This is a genomic window from Paenibacillus sp. FSL L8-0638 (assembly GCF_038593075.1).
Lineage (GTDB): Bacteria > Bacillota > Bacilli > Paenibacillales > Paenibacillaceae > Paenibacillus > Paenibacillus polymyxa_D.
In genome coordinates this window covers 1,920,436-1,935,436 of record NZ_CP151960.1, presented here as the reverse complement: position 1 = coordinate 1,935,436, position 15,001 = coordinate 1,920,436, and the positions used below count along the sequence as shown (strand labels likewise).

The following is a 15,001-nucleotide window of genomic DNA, read 5'->3' as shown; positions in this document are numbered from 1 at the left end:
AAGTAGCAATAGCATCAAAATTTTAATTTAGCCAGTGATAGGTTTTGCGGGGATTCGTCTGGTCATGCTGCGGCTCACTTGTAAATCGAGAACCAGGCACAAGCACTTGATCAGGCAATCCGCCGTTACCAATGACTACCTCCGTACCCGAAGGTACGAGTGCAAACAATTCCTCCACATCCTCTTTACCCATTCGGACGCAACCCAAAGACTCATTTTTGCCAATGCTGTCCGGCTCGTTCGTGCCATGAATGGCATAATTCGTTGCAGACAGTTGCATTCCACGGCTGCCAAACTCACCGTTGGATTTGCCGTTCGGATTTACTACTTTATCGGTAATCACAAATTTCCCTTCTGGTGTTCTTTCTCCACCCAAACCGATAGGATAATTTCGAATAAGTACATTGCCACTTACCAGGGCGAGCCTATGCTTGGATTTGTCCACTACAATTCGCAGCGGTTGCCCCAGAAAAGGTCTTCCGTGCAATGACGATGCCAGTAGTGGGCTGCTTTCGGCCGACAAGTCTGCGTCTAAATCTACTGGCTTCCCTGTTCCCTTTCCTGGTGAAGCAAGTAAATTACGCATAGGTGTAAAAGCCTTCTTCATCCCGTCTGTCGTACCATACATCGTGTTAGCAGGAAAGTCTCGAGTCAGTTCATCAAGACTCTGGGGAAGACGTTGATGCTGTGAGCGAAAAGCACGCATGGAGCTATTCAGCACAGCTAATTCCTCCTGTCCAGCAGCCCACTTTAGACCTGCTTTGCGAAGATTTTCACTGTCTGGCGGCTTGCAAGCACACGCAGCAGCGTCGTAAGACTGAACAGCTAATCCACCGTTTCCTTTGTTCTGTACACTAAGTAATGGTTTCATGCCCTCTCTCCAGAGCAGCCACGAGCCCCCTTGCTCCATGCCCAACACCGTAGTCTTGGACGGCAGTCGGCTAGTCTTAGCCAACATATCAGTAAGTCCCGTTCCAGCACCACTCCCTTTTCGAGCTTGGGCCGTAAACACACCACCAACCACACCGATCTGGGCCATCTCCTTCGGGTCAGCAGTGGCCACTTTCGTAACTTCAATATTATCAATTGCTGCCTGCTCAGTTCCGAATGGATCAAATGTATTCTCATTTGAAGGTCTCGGTGAATTAGCTGAAGGAACCCATATGAGCAGTAGTACCATTAACGCAGTTAACAGGTGACGTGTTCGAGCCGTTCTTCGCTCCTTCTCCTTGGACATCTGAACCAGTTTATCCTGATATTCCATCCATACGTCTGCCGGAATCTGTTTATGCTCGAAGGCTTCGAACACTTCTCCTGCGCGATTGAAGCAATAATTTGCTTTGCCCTCCTGACCGCTGCTCTCATACTCTTTGCCGAGTAAATACCAGGCCATTTTATTATCAGGGTGTTTTTTCACATACGATTTAAGATGAGGCGAATGGTTCATCGGATCCTCCTGATCGTGTAATCTTGCATACTTCCTATTATGTATATCGGTAAAAATAGACTTGATGGACAGCACATAAGAAAAACGTCTATCGACGTACTTTCACAGAAGCCAGACCGCGCTTGGCAGAAGTTTTTCTTGCGGTTATAGAATGGTTCAGCTCCGCTGAACCATTCTATAACCTAAAAAAACAGCACCAACAGCTTACTTTCACCGTTATACGGCGAAGGGAACTGTCGGTGCTGTGCCTATCAAAGAAGCCTACGCTTAACCTTCTTTATTGAACGGCTCGTCTGCTACTTTAATGGAATCCGTAGGGCAACCGTCACAAGCATCCTGCATATCATCAAACAGGTCTTCTGAGATCGCCTTGATGCCTTGGTTTGCATCCCCTTCAAAGATCACTTCAGCCAAACCTTCATCATCATAATCATAAATGTCTGGTGCTGTAGCGCCACAGGCTCCGCAAGCAATGCATGTATCTTTTTCTACCCAAGTGTATTTAGCCATAACTTTTCTCTTCCTCCTATACAATCAAACAAACCAGCTTTTGCATTCTATTCACATATTAATACAAACCCAATATTATTACAAATTATTTTCCTTTATCCTTCATGTAAAAAATGCTTATAACGTAAGCTTCTGCTTGCACTAATCTATCCAAAAGTTCACTCCGGAGTTGGTAGATTGTCTTTTTGCAGCGAAGTTCCGCGCAACTTGGAGTTGCGAAGAAGTACCGAAGGATCATCTCCCAGCATCCCAGCGGTCAAAATTGCATTTTCGCCAAACTTGTCGCGAAGTGCATCCATCGTCTTCAATAAGCTTTCTTTCTTGGGCTGATCCTGGTATTCAAATAGATCCATTTGAACGGCCGCTTCCTCCTTTGGAATAAGCTGCTGTAGCGTAATCCCCAGCAAGCGCACAGGCTTATCTTCTCCCCAATGGCGACGATATAACGCACAAGCTTCCTTATATATGTCCTCTGCACTTTCCGTAGGAGTGCTCCTGACTTGAGAACGCGTAAAGGTCTTCATATCCGGCGTCCGAATCGTCAATTGTATACCTCCTGCCAGCATACCGTGTCGTCGAAGCCGCCGGGCTACCTGATCACTAATGTTAAGAAGTACCCGTTGGGCTTCTTCCAGTTTGACCACATCCATAGGTAGGGTGGTCGTGTGGCCGATAGACTTGTTTGGCTCCCGCTCAGTGCTGACTGGAGAATGATTAATCCCGTTAGCAGCCAATTTTAACCACGAACCCGTCACACCGAATACCCCAACCAGCATATGTTCATCAGCCTTAGCCAGTTGCCCAATGGTGCGAATGTTCATTTGTAGAAGCTTATCTGCCGTTTTGCGGCCCACACCAAACAATTGACCACAAGGTAGGTTCCACAAAATGTTGGGTACATCACGCAAACGTAGAACAGAAATCCCGCGCGGTTTTTTCAGATCAGAGGCCATTTTGGCCAGCAACTTGTTGGGAGCAACTCCAATGGAACAGGGCAGACCCAGTTCGTCTTCTACTCTGCGCTGGATTTCCTCAGCAATTTCCATAGGTGTTCCAAACTGTTTGGATCCAGAAATATCCAGATAGCACTCATCAATTGAAGTTGCTTCCAGCATAGGCGTATACGAATATGCAATGCTCATAAATGCTTTGGAATAACGACGATACAAGTGAAAATCAGGCTGTATTACGATGAGCTGTGGACAGATCCGGCGAGCCTGCTGAACGACCATTCCTGTTGAAATGCCCAATCGTCGGGCTTCATAAGAGCAGGTTACAATTACACCTTTGCGCAACTCACTACTGCCTGCCACCGCGGTAGGTAGTCCCTCATATTTCTCCGGCTCCTCCGCGGCATGAACGGAACAATAAAATGCGTTCATATCCACATGCAGAATAACTCGCCCGCCAACCGGATAATAAGCACTGACATCTTTCATGCTCAACCCTTCTTTTAACTGTAAATTCACCCGTCATCGCGGGAATATGTGTTTTGATTTTACACTTGAGATACCCTTAAGTACCATTTCTATTTTACATAAAAAATAAAGGTTTTGCGGCTAAAAATGATAATTATATATTACAATTGAAGTCATAAGTTGATATAATCGACTAACATACGAACACGACAAACTAACGCTTTCCTGTTTTTAAGCGTTAAACAACTAAATTAATGTGCTTAAAAAAGCAGAATATCACCAATCTGAGCAATCCGCAAAGGAGGAGTCCCTCATGTCCACCGCTATTTCTATCTTTGACACAACGCTGCGAGACGGCACTCAAGGAGAAGGAATTAGCTTGTCTGCTGATGACAAATTGAAAATCGCCAAAAAACTCGATGATCTCGGTGTTCATTATATTGAAGGCGGGATTCCCGGAAGCAACAGCAAGGATATCGAATTTTTCAAACGGGTACAAGAACTGGGCCTTCGGGCAAAGATTGTCGCCTTCGGCAGCACGCGCCGCAAAGATAGCATCGCAGCACAGGATGTCAATCTGCAACGAATTCTGGAATCCGGCGCTCAGGCTGCTACACTTGTGGGTAAATCATGGGATTTTCATGTACACACTGCCTTACAGACGACACTGGAGGAAAATCTGTCTATGATTTATGACTCCATCGCCTTTTTAAAGCAAGGGGGCATGGAGGTTATTTTTGATGCCGAACATTTTTTTGACGGATATAAAAACAATCCCGAGTATGCAATGGCCGTTATGAAAAAAGCTGAAGAAGCAGGCGCGGATTGGCTCGTGATGTGCGATACAAACGGCGGTACCCTGCCGCATGAGATTCAGGAAATTGTCACTATGCTGCAAAGCCAGATAACGAGGTCACAGTTGGGTATTCATACACACAATGACTGCGAATTGGCAGTAGCGAACTCTCTAAGTGCTGTACAAGCAGGCGCAAGGCAGGTTCAGGGTACTATCAACGGATACGGTGAACGGTGCGGTAACGCTAACCTGTGCTCCGTCATTCCTAATTTGCAGCTTAAGCTGGGCTACGACTGTCTAGATACCGAGAAGTTAAGTCAACTCCACAATACAGCCCGCTTTGTGAGTGAAGTCGCCAACGTCAATATGCCTGTGAACCAGCCTTATGTTGGCAATGCAGCTTTTGCCCATAAGGGGGGCATTCATGTGTCAGCCATTCTGCGCGACTCGCGAACTTATGAGCACATCGCTCCTGAACTTGTGGGGAACAAGCAGCGGGTCTTGGTCTCCGAACTGGCCGGGCAAAGCAACGTGGTATCCAAAGCGCAAGAGCTGGGCATCACCCTTGACCCATCCAGTGATGAGGCACGTGGCGTAATTAGCCGCATCAAGGAACTGGAGCATCAGGGATACCAGTTTGAAGGCGCGGACGCTTCGCTGGAACTGCTCATTCGTGAAGCAGGTGGTGAAGTGAAGGAAATGTTCTCTTTTGAGTCCTTCAAAGTGCTGGTAGAGAAAACAGCCGGTCGCCCGGTCGTATCCGAGGCATTCTTGAAACTGAATGTCGCAGGGACGAGTGTCTATACGGCAGCTGAAGGCAACGGTCCTGTCAACGCGCTCGATAACGCACTCCGCAAGGCTCTTTCTCAATATTTCCCTGCTTTGCGGGACATGCATTTGGCCGACTACAAGGTACGTGTGCTTGACGAAAAGGATGCCACCGCCGCCAAGGTACGTGTGCTCATTGAGTCTAAAAATTACGAGGACGTCTGGAGTAACGTAGGCGTATCCGAAAATGTAATTGAAGCCAGCTGGGAAGCTCTCTTGGACAGCTTCCGTTACGCATTGTTGGAAGCACCAACTCCAACAAACGATCAGTCAGAGCTTACTCATCATGGATTAGTTAATCATTAATCAGTTGCTCGCATGAGCTTATAAGGTGCCTTTGGCGGTCTACTCGGCTCCCAAAGACACCTTCTTTTTTTGAAGAGTTTCTATTTTGCGTTCCAACTCCTGCTCACTGAGCATGCCGATGATGATTTCGCTGACCTGTCCATGAGGATCAACCATTACATGAGTTGGAAAAGCCACCCCTCCAACTCGTTCAAACAATACTCCTTGCTCATCAAGTAAAATGGGAAACTGGAGATCCAAAGAGCGGGAAAACTTCTGTACATCCTCCAATCGATCATAACGAGTTACATTGATACCATACACATCTACATCATCTTTGTACTTACTATACAACTCATTCAGCATAGGCGCTTCTAATCGGCACGGATCGCACCATGAAGCCCAAAAGCTAATAACCAAAGCCTTATTGCGCGTGGCCCCTACATCGTAGGTCTTGCCGTTTAACCCCTTTAAAATCATAGAAGGAAGCCGTTGACCAGGCTTTATCTTTTTCATTACCTCTACCGCATCTGTTTCAGCCTCTACCTCTTTCTCAGCTTCAAGTTTTTCTCTACCATCCCCCTCTTTTAAGGGTGCATTTTTCATGGACAGGGTTGCTGCATAAGTTGTGTTTGCAATAACTCCCCATGAAGCCCCAACCACAACCAGTATAATCATCGCTCTGATGAAAAGAAATTTTTTCACAGTCTTATCACCTGTCTTTCATCTGAATGGCCCTTACCTTCTCCATAGGATGCCCATACTGTTCCCAGCTCTAACCTTCTAAATCTGAACAGGACGCAAAAAAAAACAGCAAACCCACGAAATCGCGAACTTGCTGTTTTGATGTGTATATGAATGCTATGCCTTGCACTGAATCAGGCATGACTTAAATGCGCGTAGACATCTGCCAAATTGGTCACATTACGCTTCAACATTTCCTGAACATAAGCTACCCACAGCTTAGCCGTCATTTTCGCATCCTCTAACGCATGGTGCCGCCCTTCAATCGGAATGGATTGGGAGGTCAACAATTCATCCAAACTGTAGGTTTGATGTTGCTGTGGCTCAAGCCATTTGGCAAGCATCATCGTATCCAGAACACGATGAGTCAATTGAACTTTAGATGTTTTCCATAACGCAGCATTCAAAAAGGCCTTATCATGAGCACTAGCATGTGCTACAAGTACTCGCCCACCTACAAAGGACATAAAGTCGTGCAGTCCATTCATAAGTGGTGGAGCTTCATCCGTCATTTCCCGGGTAATCCCAGTTAGTTCGGTAATGTACTCAGGAATCACAGTCCGTGGATTAACAAGCGTATAAAACTGCTCTTTTTCCATAATCATGTCCCCGACAACCCGAATCGCCCCGAACGATAAAATCTCATCTCCATGCTGTGCTGAAAATCCCGTTGTCTCCAGATCAAAAACTACCGTTTCCAAACGATCCAGCGGGGTCCGCAATACTTCAGAGCGCCGTTGCTCCCGGGTTAAGGAGCGAATAAACGCCATCTGTTGAGCCGTAGGAGCCCCCATTACAGATGCGATCGCAGACGGCACTCCTCCTCTGCGGAGAGCGCTCCAGAAGCCACTTCCCTGCGCTGGTTCCTTCATGACCTTCTCCCTTCCATAAATCGCAACTGCCTTTGCAACGCACGATGCAGCCGTCGTACCGTCGAAAGCGCCTCGCGCAACTCATGCCAGCCTTTACCTTGTTTCAGCGGCTTTACAGCCAGGTAGCCATTGCTGACCAGCAATCCATCATTCTCCTTCACTGGTGTAGCCATTCGTAGCTGAAGCGCAATCCGAAAGGCACGCTCGCAAGCATCGAGTAAAGGCAACGGTGCCGCTTCCAGTGATGCGAGACGACTGAGCCTTTTGAAGGTGGAGGTTTCCTCTACACCATGTTGCAACGCCAAAAAACGGACTGCGTTCACCAGCGGAATGTACAACCCGTATTTCACATCAAAATCGCCCGCATGCTCACCGAAGCGCTCGGTAACAACCTGACCTAAAATATTAAGTGTCGCTTTATGCCTCACCGTGTTCCTAAGTACCGCCGAGGGTAAATCAGGATGTATTCGGAACAATTCATAAAAACTTCGTTTCCAGTTTGCAGATAGTCGTTCATCTCCAGCGATATGCCTCATATCAGACGAGATAATCAGATAACGGATCGGCTCCCAAGCAAAATCGTCCGACCATTTTGTTAGCTGTTTTTGCCATTCAGATAATGTTTGACGCCACAACGGCTCCGAGCACATTACTTTCCCCTCACATTTGGGATATCCCAAATACTCTAACATCGCAGACACTTTGCGACCAAACTCTCTAAAATATAATTCTTTGTCGGCAGATATTATGTCACTGATAATCATACCGTTATCCTGGTCACTCCACAGCGTTGATTCCGAGCGCCCCATGCTTCCGAAGGCTATAAATGCGTAAGGGACGGGAGGAGGGCCGAAGCCATCCTCAACCATCCCTTTTTCGCACATTTGTACAGCTCTGGCCGCGATGCGGTCATGCATTTCATTCGCCGTTTGTAACCAGTCTGATAACGGAGCGGAGGCTTGAGAAGCCAGCAGCCATTTTTGAGAGTCGACCCTGGCCTGCCTTAGCGATTCAGGTGTATCTGCATGATCAATCGCTTCGGCGGAACTCACCCAAGGGGCCATATTTTGCAGTTCCATACTTCCATCTCCTCCGCTCATCCATACTGGTTCTTTATATTTTACATATTAGTTCACAATTCCAGAACGCTTTTCAGCCTCAGCAACCAACTTCATTTGCTCAGGATAGCCGTACGTACCGTGTTCACTGATATCCAATCCCATTGTTTCTTCCTCTTCTGTAACGCGAATACCCATAATCGCTTTCATCGCACCCAGAATAATGAAGGAAATGACGAACACGAAAGCCAAAGTGCCAATCAGTCCAAGCAGCTGTACTCCTAATTGGGTAAATCCACCACCATAGAACAGACCCGCTTGACCTACACCAGTTATTTTTACAAGCTCAGGAGTAGCGAAGAACCCTGTGGACACCGCGCCCCACATCCCTGCAACACCGTGCACGGAGAAAGCATATACCGGGTCGTCTACTCTTGCACGCTCGAACCATTGCGCTGTGAAGAAAGTAACGATCCCTGCAACTGCACCAATGACCAATGCCGCCCAAGGTGCTACAAAGGCACAAGAACCAGTAATAGCAACCAAAGCCGCCAGCACACCGTTTAGCATAGCAGGAATATCTGCTTTTCCATATACCATCCAGGATACGAGCAAAGCGAAAACCCCACCTGCCGCAGCAGCAATATTGGTTGTCAAGGCCACATATCCAAAGAATCCGTCGTTCATAGCCGATACAGCACTACCCGGGTTAAACCCAAACCAACCAAACCAGAGAATAATAACACCCAAGATAGAGTACACCTGGTTATGACCAGGGATAATGTTCGGCTTGCCATCTTTATTAAACTTGCCCAGACGCGGTTTGAGCAGTAGGGTAGCGACGAGTGCTGCCGTAGCGCCTGTCAAATGGACTACTGTCGAACCGGCATAATCCTGCATCCCCAACTTACCAAGCCATCCACCGCCCCACACCCAGTGAGCTACAACCGGATAGATCACGATGGAGAACAAAATACCGAAAATAATGTATACACTTAATTTTGCACGCTCTGCCATCCCTCCACATGCGATAGAAAGTGATACCGCAGCGAAAGCAAAGTGGAACAAAAACATAATTGTAATCGGAACATCCAGACCTGAGAGAGCATCAAACGATGCAGCCGCATCCGTACCACTCATGAAGAAACCCGTCAGTCCCATAAATCCGTTTCCGCCATCATTACCAAAGCCGAATCCAAATCCAAGTGCCCAGAAGGACAAAGCCGCAACACCCGTGGTGAGAATCGTTTTACCAGCGACATGACCCGCATTCTTCATTCGTGTCGAGCCTGCCTCCAGCAATGCAAATCCCGCTTGCATAAAAAATACAAGTATAAATGCCAAGAACGTAAAGGCCGTGTTTAGCCCGGCTTGAAGTTGAATATTCGTCGGACCGTCAGCAGCAAACGCACCTACCGGAAAAGCTAATACTGTCAGCATGGCCAATAATACAACTAACCACTTTTTTCTCATGAAGCCCACTCCCTCGAATGTTAAGTTTCTTTACATTTCATGAAATTCTTATTGTCATTATAATCAGAATACATGAAAGTTGACAAGATTTTTTTTATTATGTTAAAAAAATAGGGTTTCAAACACTACATGTCATATTTACTAACTATAAAAGTAGGTTGTTTCTGTCCAAATAAAAGCATAACGTTTGACTGTATGGTTGGGAATCATGTAAAATATTCTTTATAAACACTCCGTTTGCAAATGCTAATATTGAAGGTTGAACGAAGAGCGCGAGGTGAAGACAGATGGGGATATGAAGCTGTATCGAATTGGTGAGCTAGCCAAGACGGCTGGTGTCAGCGAACGAACTATTGATTATTACACAAAGCTTGGTTTGATCACACCTGAAGAACGATCATTGAAAAATTATCGGCTCTATAATGATGAAACCTTAAACAGGCTTGAACGTATTAACCAAATGAAACAAGAGAAGTATAGCCTAGAGGAAATCAGACAGACACTGATTAAATGGAACTCGGTTGCGGGGGAAGAGCACGTCACTGACAAACTAACGAGTCTGGAGATGCACATGCAGCGTCTAGAACGTGAAGTCAATGAACTACAACCTCTCTTGGGGCAGCTCAAGCCCGTTCAAGCGCGCAAGTTGCTTACTGGTCTACTACCACAAAGCGCCGCTTGTATCGAAGCTCTGAAGTATCTGCTGGAGCATAGTTCTATGATGTAGATACCCGGGCTAGTATGACGAACAATATTGGAGGGTTGCTTTATGATGGGTATGTATATATTGATTATTCTTGCGTTCGGATTATCCTTATGGGCGCAATTCCGTGTAAAAGGTACTTTTAATAAATGGTCTGATGTCCCAAATGAAAATGGGTTGACCGGTTATGATGCAGCTCGGCATATGCTAGATCGCAATGGTTTGCATGATGTGCCTATTGAACCAGTACCTGGTGCGTTATCTGACCATTATGATCCAATGCAAAGAGTCGTACGGCTGTCCGAGCCCGTTTATTATGAAAAATCCATTTCCGCAGTTGCCGTAGCTTGTCACGAGGTTGGTCATGCCATTCAGCATAAAGAGCATTATCCCATGCTGGCACTCCGTCACCGGATCTTTCCGATCGTAAACTTTGCTTCCGGGATTGCACCGTTTCTGCTGATTGCCGGTTTCTTATTCAGCTACACGAACCTGATTGGCTTGGGTATTATCTTTTTCTCGGCTACTGTTGCTTTTCAATTAATTACATTACCGGTTGAATTTAATGCTTCCAACCGGGCCCGAGAAATTATGGTTTCCGAAGGGTTTATCCGTAGTGATGAAGAACGGGGTATAGCCAAAGTATTAAATGCTGCTGCATTAACTTATGTGGCTGCAGCTCTTGTTTCCTTGCTGGAACTAATCCGCTTAATCGGTATCTTCAACAGCCGGGATTAATTGCTTGTGTTGCAAAAAAGGTTGTTCCTCTACCAAGTTAACGGTAGAGAACAACCTTTTTTCTTTATCTAAAACCAATCAGCTATACTCACTGTCCTAAATCCGCTTTTGCACTTCCACTCGGAGTAGCAACACTACCTTTAAGGCCAAAATATTGCAACAAAAAAGTCCGGAATGACTTTGCAACTAATGGTAGCTTGTCATCTTTGCGATGAATCAAGCCTATAGTTCTCGTGACTTCTGGGTCAACAATTGACACTCTTGCAGGTTGAAGCGGGTTGGTCTGAAACAACGCCATTTCAGGCAAAAGACTGACTCCCATACCAGCCGCAACTAATCCGCGAATCGTATCTGTCTCTTCACCTTCAAAAGCGATATCCGGCGTAAATCCTGCCTCCAGACAAGCCTGCCAGACAATCGGACGTAACGAATATCCATCTCTGAACAGGATGAATTTTTCTCCTTTAAGCTGACTCAGCGTGATATGTTTGGCCGTAGCTAAAGGATGATTGGGCGGGAGAACAGCAAACAGCTCCTCGGTCAGCACCACATCCCCCTCCACATGATCATGACGATCCGGAAAAGGAGATACAAAAGCCAAGTCCACCTCACCCGCTAACACATCACGAATTAAACTCGGATACATCCCCTGTTTAAATCTAAATTTAACATTGGGATACCGCTTTCGGAATTCAGCCACCACCGTAGGAATAAGATGAATCCCCAAACTGTGCGGAAAACCGATGCGGATTTCGCCCCCCTCAGGATCCAAAAACTCATGGACCTCCAAAACAGCTCGCTCTAGATCTTTTATAATCGTCTCAACCCGTTTGCAAAATAGCTGTCCCACTGGCGTAAGCTGCAAATTGCGACCCTTTTGCATAAAAAGATTAACTCCCAGCTCCTCTTCAAGCTGATGAATTTGCCGACTTACCGCAGATTGCGCCACATGTAGCTCCTCGGCTGCCTGAGTGACATGTTCTTTTTGCGCTACCTTCATGAAGTATTGTAACTGTCGTAATTCCACTCCGATATTCGCTCCAATCTGTTTTTCAACATCCGGAAGAAGACGTCAATCGAACATCATCCTCTTTCTTCCCTGCTAACTTACGGTAAAACTGTCTTTAGTGGCGTTTGCGCTGGCCAGTCAATCTAATCAATAATCCATACATGAAAAATCCACTGAGTAATCCCCCAAAGTGAGCGGTCCAATTAATGTTCGCTACAGCAAAAGAAAACAAAATACCAAACCCAAGCAGCGTGTACAGCGTTTTGCGCGAAGCATCATCCATCAAGGAACGTTGGAACAAGGCAACGTACAGAAACGCCCCATAGATGCCATAAATCGCTCCTGAGGCTCCTACAGAGACTGTCGTTTCCGCCACCATGTTGTAATGGGCAATGGACAGTATGTTCCCTACAATACCCGTGACCAGATACAATAACACATAGCGGAAGGACCCCAGCAAACGCTCCAGCGGAGGAGCGAAGACGAGTATGGCAAAGGAATTGAACAGAAGATGATCAAACCCTGCATGTAAAAACATGGCTGATACATATCGCCACAGTTGATCGGTGAATGGCGCCTCATTAATCAAAGCTCCATATCGGATCAGCGTCAAACTATTTTCCGATCCACCCTGTACGGTGAGTACAATAAACATCACAATATTGATGAGCAAAATCAGACAGGTTACTGGGTAAAACCGCAAATAACTTTTCCAGTTCTCATAACGTAAAAAAATCAAGGCAATCCTTCCTTCATGGGTGTCTCCACCTTATTCAAATTGGACAATGTCTTTTATAAAAGATTATAATAGATTTCGGCAACGATAACCAATGCTAAAAACCAAGGAGGCTATTACATATGGCACAAGAACGTACAGGAGCTGCTACTTTTAAAGGCAATGCTTTGACACTCTTAGGTCCTGAACTGAAGGTTGGAGATCAGGCACCTGATTTCAAATTACAGAAAAACCTGTTAGAAGCAGCTACGCTCCAAGACTTTGCAGGCAAAGTCAAACTGATCAGTGTTGTTCCTTCTTTGGATACAGGTGTGTGTGACGCACAGACTCGACGTTTTAACCAGGAAGCTGATTCCCTTGGGGATCAAGTCGTGGTGCTGACTGTCAGCGTCGATCTGCCTTTCGCTCAAGCTCGTTGGTGCGGTGCTGCCGGTATTGACCGCGTATTGACACTGTCCGACTATAAGGATCATTCCTTTGGCGAAGCTTATGGTGTGTTCATCAAGGAATTCCATTTGGATCATAGAGCTATTTTTGTGATTGATCAAAATGACAAAATTGCTTACGTAGAATACTTGAGCGAAATGTCCGAACACCCTGACTATGACCAAGCGATTGCAGCAGTGAAAAAACTTGTCTAAATCAAGACAGCATATTAAAAAAGCGAGTGAAGGGTTGCCTTCCTCGCTTTTTTTGACGTTTGTCTGCCACATCACTGCTCACACATCTACAATCACTGCACAACCTTATGAGCAGACAGCTTCTTGTCAATCACAGCGAACAGTTGCAAAATGATGCGGTAATTCGCGCCCAAGTCCCCTAGCGATCCGCGTGAAGCAGAATAAATATCCACCGCACTCCGAACTGGTGAGACAGACAATATGGAAACGGTAATGTCGACGGTTCTACCGAACGCCGTTCGCTTCTCTAACGTAATTTCACCTACGGATGCTACCTCATGAAGAACCTTGTAGCCAGGAATTTTTTTTAGAATAGATGATACTTCTTCCCAAGCCTTGTCTCTCGATAAGTTATAATAGCGTGTCTTCATTTGGGGGTCCTTGACCCGGTCGCTTGTACCTTCTTGGCTGCGCACAATCCCTACCAGAGTCCTCTTCAACGACAAGACATTTCCTCCTTCACGATAATCGTTGCCATAATGCAGCACATCGGTTTTTTTGCTGCAAGCGCTTTATAAAACGTTAAACAACAAAAAGTTAACCGACCATACCTGTGGTATGCGACCTTAGTACCTCATGTCTTAGTTTAACATTGTTGCATACAAAAAACACCCTGTTTCTGCAAGAAGCATGAACAGAGTGTATTCATTATCTTTGGAGTACCCGCCGATGCCGTCCGACCATAGCGTCTTCTGAACCTGCTTTAGCAGGTGGGTGACCGCAGAATAAACTTTTGAAGTCCCCTTGTCAGGAATTGACAGGGCTTTTCAGCTATTCATCCGTATAGATCTCCCTAGACATTGTCATTGGTTCAAAACAACAAATGACCGTAACGTGCATCGCAGGATGTGACCTTATTATAGCGCTTCTCACTCAGAAAGTAAATGCTAGGAGAAATATGTTTTATTTTTAGAGGTTATCACTTTTCTTGTCTTCAATGCTTGCCGTATCTTCATCTTTCTGCTTCATCTTTTCCATTTGATCCTGCATTTTAAGGAATGTTCCATAAAAATTAAAGAAAGCGAACCAGGCAACTACACTACCGATGAAGAATAAGAAAAGCACAGGATATTTGACTCCGATAAATATAACAATGGCGCTACCGAGCATGGTGGAAAATACACGGAATGGTCGAATCAGTGTCAGTAAAACCGCATTTTTGATAATTTGTCCGGTAGACATATGATAATGAGCCACCATCGAAAAGAAGTTAAACATAGACACAAGCAAAATAATGATAAGAATGAGCATAATTACGCCCACGATTTGCAAGTTGCTGAGTTGTGTCATATATACGGTATAATCCACATACATGATGACAAACAGTAACGTGTAAAAGATACCCCCGATCAGACTCTGCTTATAGTTCTCTTTGTACCCTTTAAAAAAGGTACGAAACACGCCTGTATCGGTATCCCCCATTACCCATTTGCGAACCACTGTGAACATAGCCGATGTGGCTGGAAATAAAGTAAGCGGTGCCAAAACAGCCATCGCCCAATTCATTTGTAAAGATTCATTAGCCAAATTCTGATTCATTACAAGTAGTTTCAGTATGAGGCAGAATACAAAAGGCGACGAACATAACACCCATAACAAATTTGTAGCCGCCAGTCGGGTAATCCACTCGGTCAGGCGGTAAATACCACCCATAGCTCCTTTAAACTCCAATGTCAGTCTCTCCCTCCGCAAGCCTTGGCAGTT

Annotated in this window: 15 protein-coding genes and 1 other RNA gene; 4 read left to right on the top strand and 12 right to left on the bottom strand. The window is 45.7% G+C overall.

All coding sequences use genetic code 11. The features are described 5' to 3' along the window. Positions 1-22: 22 nt before the first annotated feature. The 3 genes from MKY35_RS08835 to MKY35_RS08825 all read right to left on the bottom strand — a co-directional run bounded on the left by MKY35_RS08835 (position 23) and on the right by MKY35_RS08825 (position 3,396). On the bottom strand, positions 23-1,447 hold the full coding sequence (locus tag MKY35_RS08835) for a L,D-transpeptidase (RefSeq protein WP_342446151.1): 1,425 nt from the start codon (positions 1,445-1,447) through the stop codon (positions 23-25). Positions 1,448-1,714: 267 nt separating this feature from the next. Then, positions 1,715-1,957, bottom strand: coding sequence for a ferredoxin (locus tag MKY35_RS08830; RefSeq protein ID WP_013309730.1), 243 nt, complete (start codon positions 1,955-1,957; stop codon positions 1,715-1,717). A 158-nt stretch (positions 1,958-2,115) separates the two neighbouring features. Continuing rightward, positions 2,116-3,396 carry a DNA polymerase IV gene (locus tag MKY35_RS08825; RefSeq protein ID WP_029516719.1) on the bottom strand — a complete coding sequence of 427 codons (1,281 nt, stop codon included), beginning with the start codon at positions 3,394-3,396 and terminating at the stop codon, positions 2,116-2,118. Positions 3,397-3,688: 292 nt separating this feature from the next. Here MKY35_RS08825 and cimA point away from each other — a divergent pair, with 292 nt between their 5' ends. After that, positions 3,689-5,305 (top strand): citramalate synthase, encoded by a 1,617-nt coding sequence (cimA, locus tag MKY35_RS08820; protein ID WP_069011086.1) that lies wholly within the window; start codon positions 3,689-3,691, stop codon positions 5,303-5,305. Between the two features lie 39 nt (positions 5,306-5,344). On the opposite strand, the gene MKY35_RS08815 is transcribed toward cimA, so the two are convergent. From MKY35_RS08815 to MKY35_RS08800, 4 genes are all read right to left on the bottom strand, one after another. Beyond that, positions 5,345-5,989 (bottom strand): TlpA disulfide reductase family protein, encoded by a 645-nt coding sequence (locus MKY35_RS08815; RefSeq protein WP_342446150.1) that lies wholly within the window; start codon positions 5,987-5,989, stop codon positions 5,345-5,347. Positions 5,990-6,162: 173 nt separating this feature from the next. After that, entirely contained in the window at positions 6,163-6,900 is a 738-nt protein-coding gene (locus MKY35_RS08810) for an exonuclease domain-containing protein (protein WP_342446149.1), read from the bottom strand. Then, positions 6,897-7,979: a DUF294 nucleotidyltransferase-like domain-containing protein gene (locus MKY35_RS08805; protein WP_342446148.1), complete on the bottom strand. Its 1,083-nt coding sequence runs from the start codon at positions 7,977-7,979 to the stop codon at positions 6,897-6,899. The genes MKY35_RS08810 and MKY35_RS08805 overlap by 4 nt, the downstream gene beginning before the upstream one ends. Before the next feature lie 48 nt (positions 7,980-8,027). Continuing rightward, positions 8,028-9,431, bottom strand: a complete 1,404-nt coding sequence (locus MKY35_RS08800; protein WP_029516714.1) for an ammonium transporter — start codon at positions 9,429-9,431, stop codon at positions 8,028-8,030. A 295-nt stretch (positions 9,432-9,726) separates the two neighbouring features. Between MKY35_RS08800 and MKY35_RS08795 the strand changes: the two genes are divergently transcribed. Further along, on the top strand, positions 9,727-10,158 hold the full coding sequence (locus MKY35_RS08795) for a MerR family transcriptional regulator (RefSeq protein ID WP_049816952.1): 432 nt from the start codon (positions 9,727-9,729) through the stop codon (positions 10,156-10,158). Positions 10,159-10,200: 42 nt separating this feature from the next. Further along, positions 10,201-10,872 carry a zinc metallopeptidase gene (locus tag MKY35_RS08790; protein WP_023988023.1) on the top strand — a complete coding sequence of 224 codons (672 nt, stop codon included), beginning with the start codon at positions 10,201-10,203 and terminating at the stop codon, positions 10,870-10,872. An 88-nt stretch (positions 10,873-10,960) separates the two neighbouring features. Here the strand turns inward: MKY35_RS08790 and MKY35_RS08785 are convergent, their stop codons facing one another. Both MKY35_RS08785 and MKY35_RS08780 read right to left on the bottom strand, forming a co-directional pair. After that, a complete protein-coding gene (locus MKY35_RS08785) occupies positions 10,961-11,899 on the bottom strand; it encodes a LysR family transcriptional regulator (protein ID WP_340955079.1) in 939 nt (312 codons plus the stop codon). A 97-nt stretch (positions 11,900-11,996) separates the two neighbouring features. Further along, positions 11,997-12,620: a rhomboid family intramembrane serine protease gene (locus tag MKY35_RS08780; RefSeq protein ID WP_029516712.1), complete on the bottom strand. Its 624-nt coding sequence runs from the start codon at positions 12,618-12,620 to the stop codon at positions 11,997-11,999. A 119-nt stretch (positions 12,621-12,739) separates the two neighbouring features. On the opposite strand from MKY35_RS08780, the gene tpx reads away from it, so the two are divergent. Beyond that, a complete protein-coding gene (gene tpx / locus MKY35_RS08775) occupies positions 12,740-13,258 on the top strand; it encodes a thiol peroxidase (protein ID WP_029516711.1) in 519 nt (172 codons plus the stop codon). Between the two features lie 92 nt (positions 13,259-13,350). Here tpx and MKY35_RS08770 read toward each other — a convergent pair whose 3' ends face one another. The 3 genes from MKY35_RS08770 to MKY35_RS08760 all read right to left on the bottom strand — a co-directional run bounded on the left by MKY35_RS08770 (position 13,351) and on the right by MKY35_RS08760 (position 14,968). Next, complete coding sequence (locus MKY35_RS08770; RefSeq protein WP_013309718.1) at positions 13,351-13,743, bottom strand: DUF1499 domain-containing protein; 393 nt, start codon at positions 13,741-13,743, stop codon at positions 13,351-13,353. A gap of 210 nt (positions 13,744-13,953) precedes the next feature. Further along, a non-coding RNA gene (gene ssrS / locus MKY35_RS08765) (6S RNA) lies at positions 13,954-14,148 on the bottom strand. Positions 14,149-14,206: 58 nt separating this feature from the next. Continuing rightward, complete coding sequence (locus tag MKY35_RS08760; RefSeq protein WP_342446147.1) at positions 14,207-14,968, bottom strand: DUF624 domain-containing protein; 762 nt, start codon at positions 14,966-14,968, stop codon at positions 14,207-14,209. Between the last annotated feature and the right edge of the window lie 33 nt (positions 14,969-15,001).

Bases quoted from the DNA above. Each gene is read 5' to 3' on its own strand.
- MKY35_RS08835 (WP_342446151.1), bottom strand. From the start codon at position 1,447: ATGAACCATTCGCCTCATCTTAAATCGTATGTGAAAAAACACCCTGAT.
- MKY35_RS08790 (WP_023988023.1), top strand. From the start codon at position 10,201: ATGATGGGTATGTATATATTGATTATTCTTGCGTTCGGATTATCCTTA.
- cimA (WP_069011086.1), top strand. From the start codon at position 3,689: ATGTCCACCGCTATTTCTATCTTTGACACAACGCTGCGAGACGGCACT.
- MKY35_RS08810 (WP_342446149.1), bottom strand. From the start codon at position 6,900: ATGAAGGAACCAGCGCAGGGAAGTGGCTTCTGGAGCGCTCTCCGCAGA.
- MKY35_RS08830 (WP_013309730.1), bottom strand. From the start codon at position 1,957: ATGGCTAAATACACTTGGGTAGAAAAAGATACATGCATTGCTTGCGGA.
- MKY35_RS08805 (WP_342446148.1), bottom strand. From the start codon at position 7,979: ATGGAACTGCAAAATATGGCCCCTTGGGTGAGTTCCGCCGAAGCGATT.
- tpx (WP_029516711.1), top strand. From the start codon at position 12,740: ATGGCACAAGAACGTACAGGAGCTGCTACTTTTAAAGGCAATGCTTTG.
- MKY35_RS08795 (WP_049816952.1), top strand. From the start codon at position 9,727: ATGAAGCTGTATCGAATTGGTGAGCTAGCCAAGACGGCTGGTGTCAGC.
- MKY35_RS08825 (WP_029516719.1), bottom strand. From the start codon at position 3,396: ATGAAAGATGTCAGTGCTTATTATCCGGTTGGCGGGCGAGTTATTCTG.
- MKY35_RS08800 (WP_029516714.1), bottom strand. From the start codon at position 9,431: ATGAGAAAAAAGTGGTTAGTTGTATTATTGGCCATGCTGACAGTATTA.